This window comes from Parabacteroides sp. Y3-G-102, assembly GCF_023656845.1.
GTDB lineage: Bacteria > Bacteroidota > Bacteroidia > Bacteroidales > Tannerellaceae > Parabacteroides > Parabacteroides distasonis.
In genome coordinates this window covers 1-17,498 of record NZ_JAMOKU010000073.1, presented here as the reverse complement: position 1 = coordinate 17,498, position 17,498 = coordinate 1, and the positions used below count along the sequence as shown (strand labels likewise).

Below are 17,498 nucleotides of genomic sequence, written 5' to 3'. Positions count from 1 at the left end.
TTGTAATCTTCCTCGGTTACATCCTTGCCTTGCTTTTTCATCATCGCTGCCTCTTGGGGGTTATCACGCTCAAAGATACTCAATCCACTGTAAACTCTAGAACGGCTCACCCCTAATTTTTTTGGATACATGACACCTCTAGCCCTTCGACTACACGAAGGCGATAAATCTCATGATACAGCTTTTGACGCTCTTTCTCTTCCTGATAAGTTTTCGTTCTCATTTTTTGACTCTTTTAGGAGTCAACCTTATTTACAAAAAGACATTATTTAACGAAAAAGGGATGAACTTAATATCAAGTCCATCCCTTCTTATTACAATCAACACGTTTCTCTTATAGCTCACGAATCCAGATATTACGGAAGCTGATCGGCTCGCTAGGATCGCCATGGCTCTGCAGGATGATAGGGCCTGCGCCATGTTTCTTCACTTGCGGGAAACCGATCCACTCTGTCGTACCCAATATCGTCGTATGGTTCTGCAAAACCACGCCGTTCTGGATAACCGTTACGGTTGGATGCGTGCGATAAGAACCATCTTCCTTGAAAGTGGGGGCGGTATAAATGATATCGTATACGTTCCATTCGCCCGGTTTACGCATGGCGTTGGCCAAAGGAATGGATTGTTTGTAGATACTACCAGTCTGGCCGTTCACGTAAGTCGGGTTATTGTAGCAGTCTAACACTTGAACCTCATACATCCCTTGCAGGAAAATACCACTGTTACCTCTCGACTGGCTCTCACCGGTAATATTCGTCGGGACCTGCCACTCGATGTGCATCTGGAAATCGTTGAATTTCTGTTTGGTCTGGATATCACCCTTCTTCTTGTTTACGGTAAATACGCCATCTTTTACATCCCATTCGGCGGCACCGCCCTTTACGCTCTCCCAAGCGGAAAGATCCTTGCCGTCAAACAAAACGATAGCGTCGGAAGGAGCCGTGAAACCTCCACCTTTTAAATCTGTACCCGGAGTGACTACCGGCGGAACAGGTTCGTAAAACTCGGACATCTCATGCGTGATACCCGCATAACCTGTAGGCATCTTGAACTCTTTTTTCTTGTCTTGAGCGACAATAGTGACGCAACCCGCTAAAGCGAAAGCCGCAACTGTAAGCAATCTTTTGTTCATGGTCTAAAATGATTTATTAGTTAGTTAACATTTCTTGCTGCAAATATACCGTTTTTTGCCGAAACAGATAACGATTTGTCAGAAATCTTATTGATTATGATCAAATAATCTTTTCTCGGCCAACTGCTCAAACTTGGTGTTCGGACGACCGTAATTGCAATACGGATAAATACTTATACCGCCTCTCGGAGTGAATATACCAGTAACTTCGATATATTTCGGATCCATTAATTTTATCAAGTCCTTCATGATAATATTCACGCAATCCTCATGAAACGCCCCATGGTTGCGGAAGCTGAATAAGTAAAGCTTCAAGCTCTTGCTCTCTACCATTTTCACGTCGGGGATATAATCGATATGAATCGTAGCGAAATCCGGTTGTCCGGTAATCGGGCAGAGACTGGTGAATTCCGGGCAATTAAACCGTACCCAATAATCATTTCCTTGATGCTTGTTCGTAAATGCCTCCAATACCTCCGGAGCGTAATCCTGTTTATATACGGTAGAGCCACCTAATAAATGCAACTCTCCTTCTTGTTTTCTCTCGTCCATTTCTTTCATTTACTTTTGATTCTCTTCTTTCCTTTTCAGATATTTCTCCAATCCGTCCTTGCGAAGTTTGCAAGCGGGGCAATGCCCACATCCCTCAGCCATAACACCGTTATAGCAAGTCAGCGTCTGCGTACGTACTAGATCAAAGACGCCCAGCTCGTCCGACAATTCCCAGACTTCGCTCTTATCCCGGTCCATAAGTGGGGTATGAATTACGAATTGCTCATCCATCGCCAGATTTAATGTTACGTTAAGAGAACGCACGAACGTATCCCGGCAATCCGGATAACCACTATAATCAGCCTCGGAGACACCCGTTACCAAATGATAAATCCCCTTACCACGGGCTAAGATAGCGGCGAAAGTAAGGAATACCATATTACGGCCGGGCACAAACGTATTCGGATAGCTATCCTCCGGCTTCTCTTGATCCATCTCTATGCTCGCATTCGTAAGCGAGCAATTGGGATCTAACTGGCTGATAAGCGATACGTCCAATAACTGAAAAGGTACGTCCGCATCCGCAGCGATCTTTCGAGCGACCTCTATTTCCAAGGAATGTTTCTGTCCGTATGTGAAGCATACGGCCTCTACACGTGAAAAATGCTTCTTCGCCCAGAAAAGGCAAGTTGTGGAATCTTGTCCACCCGAGAAGCATACCAAAGCGGCATCTTGTTGTTTCATATCTTTCTTGTTTTTAATACGTGGTTTAGCAAGCACACGGAAAAGACATCTTTTCAGCCACAAAGATACGCTTTTTTTTAATTCTTTCGAGCGGCGATAAGCAACATCATTGGACGGCGAAGTTCGTCTCGCATCTCGGGAACCGTATCCAGCATCGATTCGTCCGGTTGAGGCTCCACCAGATGGGTGATACAGAAACCCGCCTTGATCAATCCGTTCACGTAAGTCGTAAGTGTCTTATGATATTTGGTTACATCCTCTCCCAAAAAACGAGCATGCCGGACTCCCTCTTGAAAATAATGATCCACCGGCCAATGCGCAGGTTTCCCTTCCGAATCGTAAATCCAATCTTGATTGCCATAAGCAGTAAAAACGGGATGTTCCACAGAGAAGACAAAGACACCCTCTTCCGTTAAACATTTATATACCTCTGTACAAACCGTATCGAACGACTCGAGATAATGGAATGTCAAGGAGCTGATCACGATGTCAAAAGAATTTGGAGCAAAATCAAAATCCTCGATTGCTATTCTTTTATATTCGATCAACGGGGAGGGATTTATCTCCCGTGCCTTGTCTAACATCTTCCCGGAAAGGTCAATGCCTAAAGCGAAGGTCGCCCCTCGCTCTATGGCATATCGACAATGCCAGCCAAAACCACACCCTAAATCCAATACACGCTTTCCGTTAAAATCAGGCAACATCTTCTTTAGCTCATGCCATTCTCCTGCTCCTCTCAGCCCTTGTACAGAGCGAGACATCTGACTGTATTGACCGAAAAAGCGTTCATCATCATACTTATTTTCTTTCATATTATATATTGTAGGGATATCTTGGCCGAAGATACTTATTTTTCGTAGATACCGACATGATTTCCTTCGCTATCTTCTAAAACGGCGAAGTATCCTTTATTTTCCGCTTCAATCTTTGTCTTGGGTATAATAATTTTACCCCCTTTATCCAATACTTTAGATAAAGTGTCCTCGATATCTTGGCTATTAAAATGGATTAAGATACCATCCGGCGAAGGTTGATAACTAGGAGCGTAGAACAAAGCCCCAACCGCTTCTCCTTGCTCGATAAAACAGGCCATCTTCTCTGTCTCACATTCGGAAACCGATAGTTTTAACCCCAAAATAGTTTCATAGAAATTGATCGCTCGATAAAAGTCTACAGTTGGAATCTCGAAAAAAGCAATTAAATTGTTCATTTTGTTTTCTTTTTATAGTTACTGTTAATGTCCTCGCGAAGACATCACAAAAGTAGAGCGTATCGTATCTATAGGATAGAAGAAAAAGGACATCTTGATCACTCCGAGAAATAATCAGAATAAGGAGCGCATAAGGAAAGATACTCCGTGGGTGTATAGCCGGAAAACAGCTTAAACTCTTTTATCATATGTGACTGATCTGAAAACCCACATTCATAAGCTAATTGAGCGAATGAAATGGAGGGATTCCGTTGTACCTTAAATAAAGCCCGTTGCATCCTAACGATACGAAGAAACTCTTTGGGCGTAGCTCCTACATAATCTAAGAAAATGCGGTTGAACTGTTTAGAACTCAGGCATGCGGTTTCAGATAACTCAGAAATATTAGTTTTCGCTTGTTCATTTATTTGATGGAGGACTGCGGATATTCGCTTTAAGTTATATTCATAGCCTTCAAACCTATAAAGACGGTGAATCAAAAACTGCTCGATCAAGCGGATGCAAGTTTCATGATCATCAGCCTCTATCACTTTTCTGGATAATATTGATAATTCCAAATCTGCTATAGCATCCACCGCTATAAGTTCTCCATAAAAGAACTTAAGGGGAAGTTGAAGGATGGCTCTTGCCGCGTACGGCTGAAAAACAACCGTGATCATTTCAATCTTTCCGGCTGACATCACATCTGAAAAGTTGAGGCATTGCCCACAGATGAACGCTTGAGGCTGCGATTCTTTTTTTCCTACTAATAAAAGCCTTTTACCCCTATGAAATACTAATTGTATGCAGCCCGTTGGTAAAGTCCGTTCAGATACAGAAACATCCGCGCCATCTTCCAGTATCCAATAATATCTCACATAAGGAGTTAATATATGAATAGGCTTTATTATTTTAAATGACTGCATCTTATAGAATTTAATTTATCGGGGCAAAGGTAAATAACCCCTAATCAATTCTATAGTAAAAAAGAGACATTTTATATAATACTGCGACATTAAGCTTCAATCAACTATTTTTGGGTATATTCAAAACTGTAGTATGCTTGATTTCATTAAGCACAAAAGAGCTTTGCATCTTCACGATGCCATGAACCTTGGTTAATTTCTCGAACACAAATTGATTATAGGCATCTAAATCCTTAAGAACCACTTTGACAAAGAAATCATAAATACCTCCCGTCGAGTAACATTCCATTATTTCATCGATATTCCGTATTTCTTCTTTGAAGCGTTCGATATGCTCATCATCGTGTACAGCTAAAGATACATTACAGAAAATGATCAAGGGTAATCCTATTTTTTTATTGTCGACCAATGCCACATATCCTTTTATATATCCTTCGTTTTCTAAACGTTTGATTCGTTCGTAAATAGGAGTCTTGGAGATATGAAGTTTCTCAGAAAGCTCTTTTGTATTGATCTTCGCGTCCTTTTGCAAAGAATGAAGAATTTCAATATCTGTCTCATCAAGTAGTGCCATAGTTTTTTTTCCTGTTTTATTTGATTTAATATCCCCGAATTAGAATTATAGAATGCAAAACAGGACAAAAATAGGAAAATTATCGTATTTAAGCTTGACGTATAGGAAAACAATCTTCTTTAAATAACTTTGCAGCAAATAAAAATCTAATTCTAACACAATTATGTTTAAAAGTAAAGATCTTCTGTATCATAGTATCGCCATATTGACAGTCATTATATGGGGAACAACGTTTGTCTCCACAAAAATACTGATTAATACAGGATTATCACCGGTTGAGATATTGTTATACCGTTTCGTGCTTGCGTATTTTTGTATTTTGACTATAGCGCATCGACGGTTGTGGGCTAATTGCGTAAAAGATGAATTCTTATTGTTCTTGTCTGGATTATGTGGTGGTTCCCTATACTTCATAGCGGAGAATACGGCACTGGGCATCACATTGGCTTCCAACGTTTCATTATTGATTTGTACAGCACCGATCATTACAACGGTATTGTCTCACCTATTTTATAAAGAATCTCTTAGGAAAGGACTGTTATATGGATCTTTAGTTGCCTTATTTGGAGTCGGATTAGTTGTTTTCAACGGCAGTGTTCTTTTAAAAGTAAATCCACTTGGTGATTTTCTCACTTTAGTTGCCGCTACGATGTGGGCTTTTTACTGCCTTATCCTAAAGCGTTTGAGTCGTTCTTATCCCACCTTGTTTATTACACGAAAAGTATTTTTTTATGGGATACTTTCTCTTTTCTTCTATTTTGCGATCTACCCTTTAAATATCAAACTAGAGTTATTGAAACTGCCAGTCGTATATTTAAATATATTATTTCTGGGTGTCATCGCCTCAATGCTTTGTTATATCATGTGGAATACGGCAGTCAGAGCCCTCGGAGCATCAAAAACAGCCAATTATATTTACATTGTCCCTCTGGTCACCTTGATAACTTCTGCGATTTTTCTATCAGAAACTATTACGATAGCTTCTGGTATTGGCGCTTTAGCCATTATTAGTGGAGTTTATATCGCAGAGAGGTAAAAATAAAGAAGGGTTACTCATATGAGTAACCCTTTGATTTTCAGTGGTGCCACCAGGAATCGAACCGGGGACACAAGGATTTTCAGTCCTTTGCTCTACCAACTGAGCTATGGCACCATCATGTCGTTTTGTATATCGTTGTTTCGATTACGGGTGCAAAGATACGGACTTTTTTGATATATGCAATAGGTGGCGGTGGATTTTTTGAAAATATTTGAGGGTAGAGGTGAAATTAGCTGCTATAAGCAGGGTAAATAGGGGGAGCGTGTAGATAAATATGGATTTTTACTTATTTTTGGAAGCGGGTAGAGAATGATTAATAAGCTATAGATATGAAGAAAGTAATTTGGAGTATTGTTTTAAGTTGGGTATGTTTGGCATTTGCTGCTGCTGGGATAGGAACTCGTGATGCGGTGTCTGCCTGTGATGGGAAAGTGTATAAAAAAGGGGATAAGATTATGTTTGGTGTCCCTAAGGTTTCCGGATATTTGTTTGTTAGGACGTTTACAAAGGATGGGAAGATTTCTACGATGCCGAAAGAGAATCTGGCTAGTCAAGAGGCGGTGATCGTTGATATTCCGGATTACGATAAGAAACTCTTTGAGAGTATGGGCGTTTATTCTGAGGTAGAAACGCATCCTCTTGTCGTGGTAGAGCTGGATGGACGGCGTCTTTGTATAAATATTAATGATGCGCTTAGTCAAGGGAATATTGTTTCGGAATATTTTAAAAGCGAAATTGAGGGTGTGGTCGATTTAACGTCTGATCTCTTATTTGTTTATGCGCTTAAATTAAATAATGTGACAGTTGATGACGATGTGATAGTAAGGTATATGGCTCATTGTGACAAGAATCTGGTAGAGAAAAATCAAGCGGATCCATTTACTATGGCGGATCTTAAGAAAGAATATGCCGCTAAATTGGAAAAGGCGTTAGGGGACGTTGATTTTAGTAAGGTGTTTCGTATTGAGAGTCAGTCGGAGATGTTACAATATGATATGGATAAGCAGATCTTTCCATTAAAAGGGTTGTGGTGCCCACAAATTAAGACAGACCAGCCGGATGCGTTGGCTAAGATTGGCTTTTGTAAATGGGATGATTGTGCCTTTCGATTTGTGAATATACCAGAGTTCATGAATGTCCCTTGTGAGACGGCTCGTGCGAAAGGGTTTTATGATATGAGGAAAGTCGGAAAAGTGCCTACTTATAATAAGCCGCTGGCTACTTCTTATACTTATATCCGTTTCTTGGATAAGAAGGTACAGCTTCCCGAGAAAAAGAATAAGGTCTATCATAACGGTGATATAAAGAGTATGTCTTTGGCTGATTTGTATGGGAAAATGGCTATAGAGGCGCAAATTATAAAGATGGATGTTTATCACTTACCTTTCTTGAAGATAAGTGATTTTGAACTCTTCTATAATTATTTAGGATCCATTGAAGTGAAATAATAGGAAAACGGTCCGTCCCCCAATAAAAATGAGACGGACCGCTTTGCATTCGTGAATTCAGAGCGGATATTTCTTTTTAGTTTAGTGAGTTCCAACCTTGCGCCTTAAGCTCGACTTCACCTCCGTCACGACCGACAAGATAATTGCCTAACTCCGGCTTTGTTATATGACCGATCACCTTAATACCTTTCATTTCCGACACCTTATCATGATCTGCTAAAGGAACAGTGAATAAGAGTTCATAATCCTCACCTCCATTCAATGCCGCGGTTATCAGATTCATGTTAAACTGCTCTGCCATGGCTGCGGTTTGGTAATCGATAGGAATACGATCTTCGTAAACTCGGCAACCTACATTACTTTCTTTAGATATATGAAGCAACTCCGAAGAGAGGCCGTCGGAGATATCCATCATGGAGGTCGGAACGATTCCAGCTTGGTCAAGAACCTCGACAATGTCTTTGCGGGCTTCCGGTTTTAATTGGCGTTCCAACAAATATTCTTTACCAGAGAAATCGGGCGTGAAATCTTTCTCCCCATTAAATATGCTTTTCTCCCGTTCCAGTAATTGGAGACCCATGTAGGCGGCCCCTAAATCGCCGGACACGCAAATAAGATCGGTCTCCTTGGCTCCGTTTCGATAGACAACTTTACCTTTCTCTCCCTCGCCTAGGCAAGTGATGCTGATCGCTAACCCTGTGCGTGAGGCGGAAGTGTCGCCACCAACGAGATCTACGTCATAGATATCACAAGCGAGTTTAATGCCCTCGTAGAATTCTTCGAGATCTTCTACACAGAAACGTTTGGAAATACCCAATGATACCGTAATCTGTTTCGGGCGGCCGTTCATGGCGTAAATATCGGAGAAGTTTACGACTGCGGATTTATAGCCGAGATGTTTCAACGGCACATACATCAAATCGAAATGAATACCTTCCAGCAAAAGGTCTGTCGTAACCAATACTTGCTTGTCTGTGTAATCCAGTACGGCTGCGTCGTCACCAACACCTTTCAACGTACTCGGATTTTTAAGTTCTATTTTATCGGTGAGATGGCGGATTAACCCGAACTCTCCCAAAGTCGATATTTCTGTTCTATTGCTCATAAGATTGTTAACGTAATATAGGATGATTCTTTATTCTTGTATCAATATGTTTAACTATTAATTCTTGAAATTGTTTTTCCCGATCCATACAGAAACCCACCGTAATAGGCAAACAATATAAATGAGAAAACCATTCCATGGGAAGCGAAGGAAGGTCACGGAGTCGGGCGGCATCTTTCTCCGTGATGATTATCAATTTACTTGTAGAAGTCAACCGCTTGAAAGCCGTTTGTATTTTCTGGATGTCATGCCGATCGAAGGCGTGATGATCCGGAAAGACCAAAGAGGTGACATGCTCCGTATATTTATGGATCTCTTTTTCGAGAGGTGCCGGGGATGCGATACCGGATACCAATAAAACCTCTGTAGTAGAGGCCAGCCCTTTTAATGTGCGTCTGGGGGCTTTACCGGAAAAGACGGGTTCCAGCTCCCCGTAAAGAATACGGCTGAAATAGAGCTCTTGATAAGCTGAGAGATGTATATCCTCCTCTATGATCCGGAAGTCTATAGGTTGTATATATGACTCACATTTCGTGACAATGATCACGTCCGCACGTCGAGCGCCATCCACAGGTTCCCTTAAACGGCCTGCGGGCAAGAGCTTATCTTGCGTATAAAGACGGTGGCAATCGGTTAAAAGGATGTTCAGCGTGGGGGCGACGTATCGATGTTGAAAGGCATCGTCCAGCACGATCACTTCCGGGCGCTTATTCTCTGGCAGAGCCAATAGATTGCGGATACCCCTGCGGCGATCAGCGTCTACGGCAACGAGAATATCCGGAAACTTACGTTTCATTTGGTACGGCTCGTCACCGATATCCTTGCTGGTACTTCGCTGATCGGCCAGCAAGAAACCGGAGGTTTTCCGTTTATAGCCACGGCTGAGTACAGCTACCCGGTATCGGTCTTTTATCAAACGGATGATGTATTCCGTATGAGGAGTTTTTCCGGTCCCCCCGACAGTCAGATTCCCCACGCAAATAATAGGCAGATCATACCGCTCTGTCCGAAGGATTTTCCAGTCGAACAGCTGATTCCTGAATCTCACCCCGATTCCATAAAGGAAAGAGAATGGAGTGAGGAGTTTATTGAACTTAATCGTATGATCTGTCAGCATGGTCCAGTTATTATAACGGTTTCATATCGTAAGGCATACGAGCTTGGATTCCGCAATTCGCCTTGATATTATTCAACGTCTTGAAGTACTCGAACTCATTACCCAATACATTTTTGACGATAGAGAGTTTCACCTCTCCGAGCTGGCTTTCCAAGAACTCGTCCAAGAAATTCTTGGAACCACTGACGGTAGTTACGCTATACTGATCCAGATCAGCCAACCCCGCCGCTGTGCTTATAGCTAATTCAATACCGCCCAGCTCATCGACCAAACCTCTTTCTTTCGCTTGCTCACCCGTCCAGACCCGTCCTTGTCCGATAGCGTTGACCGCTTCGGTAGTCATACCTCTACCTTCGGCGCAGCGGGAAAGGAACGTTTGGTAGCCTCTTTCCACGTATCCCTGTATCAGTGCTTTCTCACTCTCGGTCATGGGACGGGAGAGGTCTCCTAAGTCCGAGAATGTGTTCGTCTTTACGATGTCCGTGGTCAACGCTAGTTTCCCGAATAATCCGGAGGCGTTCGGGAACATGCCGAAGATGCCGATGGAGCCGGTCAACGTATTCGGTTCGGCGATGATCTTATTAGCGGCGCATGAGATATAGTAGCCTCCCGAGGCAGCTACGTTGCCCATGGAAACGACCACAGGTTTCACCTTTTTCAACTCGACAACTTGACGCCATATCTGCTCGGATATATAAGCGCTACCTCCCGGGGAATTCACACGGAATACCACGGCTTTCACGTCATCATTGTTTTTTAGCTTGATAAGCTCATCGGCCATTTTCTCCGTGATACTTTGTTCGATATCGTAAAAGTTGCCGGGTGTTTGCGCCTTAATCTCGCCTTCGGCGTAAAGTACGGCTATCTCCGGGGCGTTTTTGGTGGGTGAGGCCTTGAGGGTTTTCATTTGAGCTAAGTTGGCCGATCTCAGTTTCTCTCCATTTTGTCCGGCTAGCTCTTTGACGTATGCTTCTACCTCCGGCTTATACTTCAATTCGTCTATAAAGCCACATTCTACCGTTTTCACAGGGTCCGCGAAGAAAAGCCCCTCATTGGCGTAATGGTTGATATCGTTCACGCTGATGCCGCGTGATTCGGCGATGCCTTCGGCTATATTATCCCAGATGGTGGAGATATACGATTGGATTTGCTCCCGGTTCGCCTCGCTCAGCTTATCCAGCATAAAAGGCTCCACGGCACCTTTGTAGGTACCTACCTTAAAAATCTGCATCTCGATACCTACCTTATCCATCAGTCCTTTGTAGAATAGGGTTTGCGAGGCGAGTCCCGTCAATTCAAGGATGCCTTGCGGATTCAAGAATACCTTATCGGCTACGGAACAAAGGAAGTAATTCCCTTGCGTGAAATTATCGGCGTAAGCTACCACGAACTTGCCGCTTTCCTTGAAGTCTATCAGCGATCGGCGGATTGCCTCCAAGCTGGCGCTACCCGAGGAGAGAAGCCCCGATTCGATATAAATCCCCGCGATCTTGTCATTCTGTTTCGCTATCCGGATCGTCTCGAGCAGGTCCTTCAGTGACAGCATGTTTTCCTTGTCGCCCATCAAGGCGGAGAATGGATTCTCCGTCGGGTTATCCGCTAGCGTCCCGTCTAGCTTGATCTTGAATACCGTATTGCTTTTGGGGGTGTAATCAGGTGTGCTACCTACGGTGGCGATATATCCTATAGTCATGGATATCAAGACCGTTATGATTATTCCCATTGCCAACATAACGCCTAGCGTTGAGGCAAACATCATTTTAAAGAATTGTTTCATATCTATTGAAAACTAATTAGATGACAAATGTACGAAAATTTCCTCTACGTCCCGGTCGCTGAGGCATACTTGTTGGTAAACATCTCGCAGAAGCTCCGGGTTGATCTTTTTGAAATCTTTTTCTAAAGGGGTGATGAAAAGACCTCCGATATCGGCAGTTCCCGGGCTGGACAGGAGATGGTCGTTCCCCTCAGCCTCGTATTGCCATGGGCGGTGGCGTTTACGAGGGATTACCGTGATTACCCAATTATTATCGTAATAGGAGCCGAAGATATTCATCATCGGCTCGGGCTCATCGGGAAGTATCGGCAAAGCGGCGTAGATCTTTTTGAAGAGCCGGGTGGCGGCTTCTTCGGTGGCGGCTTGGATGACGAGGCCGGGGCGGAGGTTGCCGGTGAGTGGGTATATACGGTTGTCGTATACATTCGCATACGATTGTCGTATAAATTGGGTTACCTCTTCATCCAGCGGCATGATGCCTCGTGTCACCGCTTGGAAGTGGGCATGATCCGGTGCCGAGGCTCCGCTACGGGGTCCATTGTAGAAGACGGTGAAGGGAGCGAGTCTCCTTGTCAGTTCCAAGAAGTCATTCCATTGCGGCAATATCAGTTGCGGAGTATGTTTCCGGGTAGGGATCGTGAAATGCAGGGGGAAGATCGGGTAGGGGTTGCACAATACCAGATGGCGAAAGCCGAAAGGCAGTCGCTCCTGTTCCACCGGCAGGTTCTCGGGACATAGGAAGCATTTGCGTTCTTTTAGGGATCGGGCATCTACCTTGGCCCCGGTGGAAACAATACGGGCGGGATTGAATTGCGCACGTATCGAGAACCCTCCCATATCGAAGGATTTTACTTGCACGGCCTCCAGCGCCTTATAGTTCTTCTCGGCCAATGGCCATGTCACGAGTTGCTTGGACAGTAATTCGGTCGCTTGCGATGAGCTGACCCAGTTGTTTGGTTTCATTGTCTTTCCATGTTTAAGCGGGCCTCGAGTTCCCAAGTCCTGATTTTATCCTTATATATATTATGGTTGTTCATTTTCACGACATCCAATGAGGCGTCGGAGTTATCTTCCCAACGGCGGCAAAGGTACAGCACGTCGTAGATCCGCCCGATCGGGTACTCGCGGCTGATACGTAGGCCGAGGGCGTAATCTTCTCCGTAACTGGTGTTCGGGAGGTTTAGTTTCCGTAGCAAGGGTGTATAAAAGGCTCGGGGCGCTCCAAGCCCGTTGATGCGGAGGGCGTTATTGCGGCCGTTCTCGGGAGTCCATTCTTTATGGTCGATAATTCCGGGCGGGATGGTTCGCATATCGAAATCGGTCATTCGGTAGGTTCCGACCACCATGGCGCATCGCTGCTCGTAGAAGGCTTCCACGATCTTACGCAGGGTATGCTCGTCGCTGTATACATCATCGCTATCCAATTGGATGGCGAACTTGCCGCAAGCCGAATGGTGTATTCCTATATTCCAGCAACCCCCGATGCCGAGGTCGTCACGCTCCGGCTGGATATGGATAATACGAGGGTCCGTGGCGGCGATCGTTTGGATTCGCTCGGAGGTGCCATCCGTAGAATGATTATCGATAATGATTAGGTTGAAAGGGAAGGACGCCTCTTGTCGCAGTACGGAACGGATAGCGTCCTCGATCGTCCGTACACGGTTACGTACAGGGATAATAACGGAGGCTTCCGTTTGAAATGTCTGCTCGTCAAAACGGACTGGCTTGAAATGAGGGGGCAAGTAGCCGCCTATCATCTTTAAGTGATCTGTACAGGCGGCTTCCATCTCGATCTGTACGGAGCGGTTCTTGGGATCTACATAGTCGAACATCTTCTCTCCGGATTTCCGTAAATCATTCTCTACTTCTGTATATAGATATTCGTTGATATGCGTCAGCGGAGCGTTTTGGGAGACTTTTAAGCGCAAGTCGTAGAGTCCGGCGAATGTATATTCCGTATCCATGGAGGCTATGGCGTTTTGTAGCGTGGAAGAACGATAGAGTAGGAGGGAGCCGAAATTGAAATCATCCCTAAGACTTCCTTTCTGGTAATCGATCACCGGATGGGGGTTGAGTTTGCCCTCCTTCTTCTCGTAATAATCGGAGTAAACCATACCGGATCTCGTATCGTCGGCGATGGCGACAAAACGCTCTAGGGCATACATGCCTAATTGAAGCTCTTCAGTCTTCGTATAAATTAACGTATAATGGGCACTGGCATAGCCGGCTATTTCCCGGAGGGTCTTCGTGCTCCATATATTCTTCGTGCGGATTAAGTTGCAGGGATAAATAGCCTTGGCGTGGGGATCGTCCGTGATTAGATAGATCTGACTCACTAAGGACGACTCGGCCAATTGCGCTACCGTTTGTCGTGTAGCCTCTATTTTTCCATAAGGGATAAAGCAATTGATTCGTTTCATTGTATATACTGTATTTTATTTTGTTGTTGAATGGAGAAAAAGCGTAAGATGGACTCCATGAGTCGATTTCGTTCCGACGATGTTTGAAGCGCCTCAAACGGGAAACCGAGCAAACAAGTCCGATATTTCCCTTCATAAACGATTCCCGCCCCGATATTGTTCTCCGGATATCTCAAGATGGTATGGGCGAGCTTATCCGCCGGAAGTACACCGTCTACCGACTCGATCGAGTAGCAAATAGGGTTCGGACGTGTCCGGAACGTGTATCTGCCGTTTATATATCCGTAAGGGGATGCGCAACTGTTTACGATTCCCTCCTTGCTGGCATTACGGCTAGCCAACTTCCCTTTTAGTACCTCCTCGACGAACGTACGGTCTTGTGCGTTGCCCCAGCTGTCGGAGAAAAGATTCGTCCCGCTTACAAGCAAGTTGCCGCCTTGGGCAAGGTAGCTGCGAAGCGTATCCTGTAAAACGGGAGTGATAACCGGTTGGCGCTGTTTTCCTAAAATCAAGTCAATAATCGGATACGTATCCGGCTTTACGACTCCCTCGGCCAAAGATTTATGGCTACATGAAACAAAGGAATAACCGGTTTCGGCCATGGCCTGCCCATGTATGAAAGGATAATCGAAGGTATTGCCCGCTATGACTTGGCCTGCGTAATTGTTGTAACTATCCCCATGCCCGTTATTATCATTGCTGTTCCATGTGGCGGAACGGCGGAATTCGAATTGATCCCCGATAAATGCGATATCATTCAGATAAGGCACTCCCCGGTCGACGGCATAAAGAAAGCCGGCTAAACTATCCGCCGTACTCTCGAAACTGGCTGGACCGCTGATCCTGTCGAATCCATTGACGATCAATACCGTCTTATCCTTTTCACCTTTAGGAGACCGGTAAACACTTACGATTTCGGAAGGGAAACTGATGCCTCCCTTATTTACGGCAGCTACCTTATAACTATGGATAATACCCGCCTCAATTGGAAGAATGATTTCTTCTCCTTTTACGAGCGTCCCGTTATCGAATCCACCGCTGTCTTTTCGACTATAAAGGATATAGGCGGTTGGTGAGGCACTCTCCTCAAGAGTATCCTGTACGGCTTTCCAGCCGATTCTCACTTTATTCGTTTCTACGAGCTCCGTATACAGACGATCGGGTGGGAGCGGTTGTACGATAGGCTCCTGTTTATTCTGGAAACAGATATAACGGAGCATCCCTTTATAGATCGCCCTACAGATAAGGAAACGGAAGCGTGGGTCTAACCCGTAACGCATATCGGCGAAGTTTTGATGGGATAGTAATTCTAATAGCATCGTTGGGACATCGGGAATACGTGCCTCTATATAAGATTGATTCCACATGCCCCGGCGGCTCCATTGAGGATTGTAAACCTTGCGGACATCGGACAGGATCTGTGTTTGGATCATGTCGGTTAGGTCTCTGGCGATCTCCCGGCTTTTCCGGTTGGTGTAGATTCCGTCGTTGCTTTTAGACATATAGATGCCGAGTGTCCCTATAATTGAGTCATCCGGGGTGGTTCCTGCGTCGGAATGGAATGCGAAGGCCATGTCGATAGGGATATGGGTCTGTTCTTTTAAATAATTAACCCATCGGGGACGTGCGTAAATGTCGTCTTGATAATCATTGCGGAAAGCGCTTTTCGAATAGATACTATCCGGTATTCCCGCCCATTGTAGCCAATATCGGGCCGCCTCGGTAAACCGTGGATACCCACTTGTCTCTGCTTCTATCGGATAGGGACTTTCTAGCGGGCTACGTGCGATGTTCCCCATGCCGCCACCGATCTTGATCGCGTCTGCCGTGATAATCTTTCCCGATTTATTGCTTTGATTCGTTAATACGATTCTCTCATGGGCTTGTTCATGTGCCGTGAATTTGAAGTTTCCCAGATAGATCCAAGTCCCACCCCCCATTGTTTGATTGACGGCGATTGTGGTTTCCCCTCCGGCATGATGGATGGTATACAGTGCCTGCTCTGTGCTGTTCGGAAAAGATTGATAGGAGGCATAGACCGCGTAATTCCCCGATTCTGGAATTTCGGGAATCCACTCGATGAGACTTTCTTTTCCTTTCCTCTGTGTGACCGTCTGCCGATAGGTGCCTTGCGTAAAAGGGTTCTCCCCATTCGTATAAGTAGCTTGAATATGCCCAAATCCGGCTTTCTCCCCATCCGACCAAGCTTTCTCCCCATCCAATTCCTTATACTCGGATCCCGGAGTAGAGCGATCATTGTCTATAATGATTTCGTGTATATGGGTGTCCCTTTCCCGGGGGATAAGAATAGTCGCTCCTGCGTTTTCAAGCATCGGGGTCAGATAAGGAAGAACAAAACTCTGCGTAAATAAGTCCTCCACGGTGCCGAACATGCGAGCCCGTTGCCATTCCCAGCGATGGGCGGTCTGGGCGTAATATAAACCATGGCTTTGCCAAAGGGCGATATGACGGTTTTGTAATCCGTTTTTTATCTCATGAGGGCTGGATAGGCTACGGGTTAGCGGGTATTTGCTCTCTTTAATGGAGTATAGCCTCTTTTTGTTGGGACGTCCTTTTCTGTCGTATTCGGGAATCAGGCTCTCAATGTCTGTACCTCGGGTCAAGATGACGATCTTGGAGGCATTGGGGAATAGGGGAGCTATACTTGCGTAAAGCTCAGAAACGTTATATTCCCGAAAAGGGATGTCCTCCAAAGCTTCATTGGTGAAAAGCGTGACTTTCTTCTTCTGTATGAGGATGGAGTCAATCTTAATGGTGCGTGAAGACACATATTGCCTTGCGAAAGAGTTTAGCTTTTGATCCAATTGCTTTTTTAAGCTTTCACTATCCTGCCCTTCTGCCGGAAAGCTCCAGAGAAAAATGGATAGTAAGGATATGATGATCCTAACAGGATAGGAGAGTTTTTCTCGCATATTTTTATAAATATTATTGGCTGTCTTATTTCTACAAATTTACGGAAAATCTCCGTAATAACCTCATAAAAAGCCCAGATTGGCGCAATTAAAATTGAATATGAAGAAGGTAGGGGCAAATTGTGGATATTGGGAGAAGTCAAATCTATGTGAACGGCAGCAAGGAGAAGAACGGATTTGTCCCTATCATGGGACGGGTAGCGATTAACGGGACGATGGTGCGGTTCAGTTCAGTTGCGAGCGAACTATTCGTGTTCATGGTCAAGACGCCTATCTGGGGAATGATTATCCCTTCTTGAAGTGTCGGGTTTGCGATAGTATCTCAATGGGAAACGGTGGTAAAGTCAATGGGATAGAGGTGTTATCTCAATGACTTTACGGCCGTGTCCCATAGGCTTTTTTTGTATCCCGGATAAGTTGGTAGGGGATGGTTCAGGGCGCAAAGGGCGCATCTTTGCGAGGTTTGTAAAACTTTTATATTATCCTTAATTCCGCAACACTATTATAAAATATTTTTTTTAAGTACCTGAGCAACAAAAAGTTGCTCAGGATTTTGCCATGTCAGAGGATTCACTTAACTTAGTGTTGCAAAAAAATAATCA

At 44.6% G+C, this 17,498-nt stretch carries 15 protein-coding genes, 1 tRNA gene and 1 pseudogene; 3 read left to right on the top strand and 14 right to left on the bottom strand.

Annotated features, from left to right (window positions below):
• Positions 1 to 334 precede the first annotated feature (334 nt).
• From NBH16_RS22400 to NBH16_RS22370, 7 genes are all read right to left on the bottom strand, one after another.
• Positions 335 to 1,132 carry a 3-keto-disaccharide hydrolase gene (locus NBH16_RS22400; protein ID WP_036614745.1) on the bottom strand — a complete coding sequence of 266 codons (798 nt, stop codon included), beginning with the start codon at positions 1,130 to 1,132 and terminating at the stop codon, positions 335 to 337.
• An 87-nt stretch (positions 1,133 to 1,219) separates the two neighbouring features.
• Entirely contained in the window at positions 1,220 to 1,684 is a 465-nt protein-coding gene (queF, locus tag NBH16_RS22395) for a preQ(1) synthase (RefSeq protein WP_005868655.1), read from the bottom strand.
• Positions 1,685 to 1,693: 9 nt separating this feature from the next.
• Positions 1,694 to 2,368, bottom strand: coding sequence for a 7-cyano-7-deazaguanine synthase QueC (queC, locus tag NBH16_RS22390; protein WP_005858432.1), 675 nt, complete (start codon positions 2,366 to 2,368; stop codon positions 1,694 to 1,696).
• 77 nt (positions 2,369 to 2,445) lie between these two features.
• Complete coding sequence (locus NBH16_RS22385; protein WP_250789083.1) at positions 2,446 to 3,180, bottom strand: class I SAM-dependent methyltransferase; 735 nt, start codon at positions 3,178 to 3,180, stop codon at positions 2,446 to 2,448.
• Positions 3,181 to 3,215: 35 nt separating this feature from the next.
• Entirely contained in the window at positions 3,216 to 3,578 is a 363-nt protein-coding gene (locus tag NBH16_RS22380) for a VOC family protein (RefSeq protein WP_048928184.1), read from the bottom strand.
• Between the two features lie 98 nt (positions 3,579 to 3,676).
• On the bottom strand, positions 3,677 to 4,483 hold the full coding sequence (locus tag NBH16_RS22375; RefSeq protein WP_250789082.1) for an AraC family transcriptional regulator: 807 nt from the start codon (positions 4,481 to 4,483) through the stop codon (positions 3,677 to 3,679).
• 100 nt (positions 4,484 to 4,583) lie between these two features.
• Positions 4,584 to 5,057: an Lrp/AsnC family transcriptional regulator gene (locus NBH16_RS22370; protein ID WP_009276097.1), complete on the bottom strand. Its 474-nt coding sequence runs from the start codon at positions 5,055 to 5,057 to the stop codon at positions 4,584 to 4,586.
• A gap of 163 nt (positions 5,058 to 5,220) precedes the next feature.
• Between NBH16_RS22370 and NBH16_RS22365 the strand changes: the two genes are divergently transcribed.
• Entirely contained in the window at positions 5,221 to 6,093 is an 873-nt protein-coding gene (locus tag NBH16_RS22365; RefSeq protein WP_005858422.1) for a DMT family transporter, read from the top strand.
• A gap of 44 nt (positions 6,094 to 6,137) precedes the next feature.
• On the opposite strand, the gene NBH16_RS22360 is transcribed toward NBH16_RS22365, so the two are convergent.
• Positions 6,138 to 6,210, bottom strand: a tRNA-Phe gene (locus tag NBH16_RS22360).
• Between the two features lie 215 nt (positions 6,211 to 6,425).
• On the opposite strand from NBH16_RS22360, the gene NBH16_RS22355 reads away from it, so the two are divergent.
• Positions 6,426 to 7,544: a DUF4852 domain-containing protein gene (locus tag NBH16_RS22355; protein WP_158532326.1), complete on the top strand. Its 1,119-nt coding sequence runs from the start codon at positions 6,426 to 6,428 to the stop codon at positions 7,542 to 7,544.
• 76 nt (positions 7,545 to 7,620) lie between these two features.
• Here the strand turns inward: NBH16_RS22355 and thiL are convergent, their stop codons facing one another.
• The 6 genes from thiL to NBH16_RS22325 are packed head-to-tail and all read right to left on the bottom strand — an operon-like array spanning position 7,621 to position 16,896.
• Positions 7,621 to 8,649, bottom strand: a complete 1,029-nt coding sequence (gene thiL, locus NBH16_RS22350; protein ID WP_005858417.1) for a thiamine-phosphate kinase — start codon at positions 8,647 to 8,649, stop codon at positions 7,621 to 7,623.
• 7 nt (positions 8,650 to 8,656) lie between these two features.
• Positions 8,657 to 9,766 carry a tetraacyldisaccharide 4'-kinase gene (lpxK, locus tag NBH16_RS22345; protein ID WP_008779452.1) on the bottom strand — a complete coding sequence of 370 codons (1,110 nt, stop codon included), beginning with the start codon at positions 9,764 to 9,766 and terminating at the stop codon, positions 8,657 to 8,659.
• Between the two features lie 10 nt (positions 9,767 to 9,776).
• Complete coding sequence (gene sppA, locus NBH16_RS22340) at positions 9,777 to 11,525, bottom strand: signal peptide peptidase SppA (RefSeq protein WP_008779453.1); 1,749 nt, start codon at positions 11,523 to 11,525, stop codon at positions 9,777 to 9,779.
• Between the two features lie 30 nt (positions 11,526 to 11,555).
• Entirely contained in the window at positions 11,556 to 12,506 is a 951-nt protein-coding gene (locus NBH16_RS22335) for a DUF4922 domain-containing protein (RefSeq protein ID WP_250789081.1), read from the bottom strand.
• Positions 12,503 to 13,963 carry a glycosyltransferase family 2 protein gene (locus NBH16_RS22330; RefSeq protein WP_234079578.1) on the bottom strand — a complete coding sequence of 487 codons (1,461 nt, stop codon included), beginning with the start codon at positions 13,961 to 13,963 and terminating at the stop codon, positions 12,503 to 12,505. The genes NBH16_RS22335 and NBH16_RS22330 overlap by 4 nt, the downstream gene beginning before the upstream one ends.
• Positions 13,960 to 16,896, bottom strand: a complete 2,937-nt coding sequence (locus NBH16_RS22325) for a golvesin C-terminal-like domain-containing protein (protein WP_250789080.1) — start codon at positions 16,894 to 16,896, stop codon at positions 13,960 to 13,962. The genes NBH16_RS22330 and NBH16_RS22325 overlap by 4 nt, the downstream gene beginning before the upstream one ends.
• A gap of 119 nt (positions 16,897 to 17,015) precedes the next feature.
• Here NBH16_RS22325 and NBH16_RS23500 point away from each other — a divergent pair.
• A pseudogene (locus NBH16_RS23500) lies at positions 17,016 to 17,126 on the top strand (integrase); the annotation flags it as partial.
• Between the last annotated feature and the right edge of the window lie 372 nt (positions 17,127 to 17,498).

Bases quoted from the DNA above. Each gene is read 5' to 3' on its own strand.
- NBH16_RS22330 (WP_234079578.1), bottom strand. From the start codon at position 13,963: ATGAAACGAATCAATTGCTTTATCCCTTATGGAAAAATAGAGGCTACA.
- NBH16_RS22400 (WP_036614745.1), bottom strand. From the start codon at position 1,132: ATGAACAAAAGATTGCTTACAGTTGCGGCTTTCGCTTTAGCGGGTTGC.
- NBH16_RS22370 (WP_009276097.1), bottom strand. From the start codon at position 5,057: ATGGCACTACTTGATGAGACAGATATTGAAATTCTTCATTCTTTGCAA.
- NBH16_RS22365 (WP_005858422.1), top strand. From the start codon at position 5,221: ATGTTTAAAAGTAAAGATCTTCTGTATCATAGTATCGCCATATTGACA.
- NBH16_RS22380 (WP_048928184.1), bottom strand. From the start codon at position 3,578: ATGAACAATTTAATTGCTTTTTTCGAGATTCCAACTGTAGACTTTTAT.
- lpxK (WP_008779452.1), bottom strand. From the start codon at position 9,766: ATGCTGACAGATCATACGATTAAGTTCAATAAACTCCTCACTCCATTC.
- sppA (WP_008779453.1), bottom strand. From the start codon at position 11,525: ATGATGTTTGCCTCAACGCTAGGCGTTATGTTGGCAATGGGAATAATC.
- NBH16_RS22325 (WP_250789080.1), bottom strand. From the start codon at position 16,896: ATGCGAGAAAAACTCTCCTATCCTGTTAGGATCATCATATCCTTACTA.
- NBH16_RS22355 (WP_158532326.1), top strand. From the start codon at position 6,426: ATGAAGAAAGTAATTTGGAGTATTGTTTTAAGTTGGGTATGTTTGGCA.
- NBH16_RS22375 (WP_250789082.1), bottom strand. From the start codon at position 4,483: ATGCAGTCATTTAAAATAATAAAGCCTATTCATATATTAACTCCTTAT.
- queC (WP_005858432.1), bottom strand. From the start codon at position 2,368: ATGAAACAACAAGATGCCGCTTTGGTATGCTTCTCGGGTGGACAAGAT.
- NBH16_RS22385 (WP_250789083.1), bottom strand. From the start codon at position 3,180: ATGAAAGAAAATAAGTATGATGATGAACGCTTTTTCGGTCAATACAGT.
- queF (WP_005868655.1), bottom strand. From the start codon at position 1,684: ATGGACGAGAGAAAACAAGAAGGAGAGTTGCATTTATTAGGTGGCTCT.
- NBH16_RS22335 (WP_250789081.1), bottom strand. From the start codon at position 12,506: ATGAAACCAAACAACTGGGTCAGCTCATCGCAAGCGACCGAATTACTG.
- thiL (WP_005858417.1), bottom strand. From the start codon at position 8,649: ATGAGCAATAGAACAGAAATATCGACTTTGGGAGAGTTCGGGTTAATC.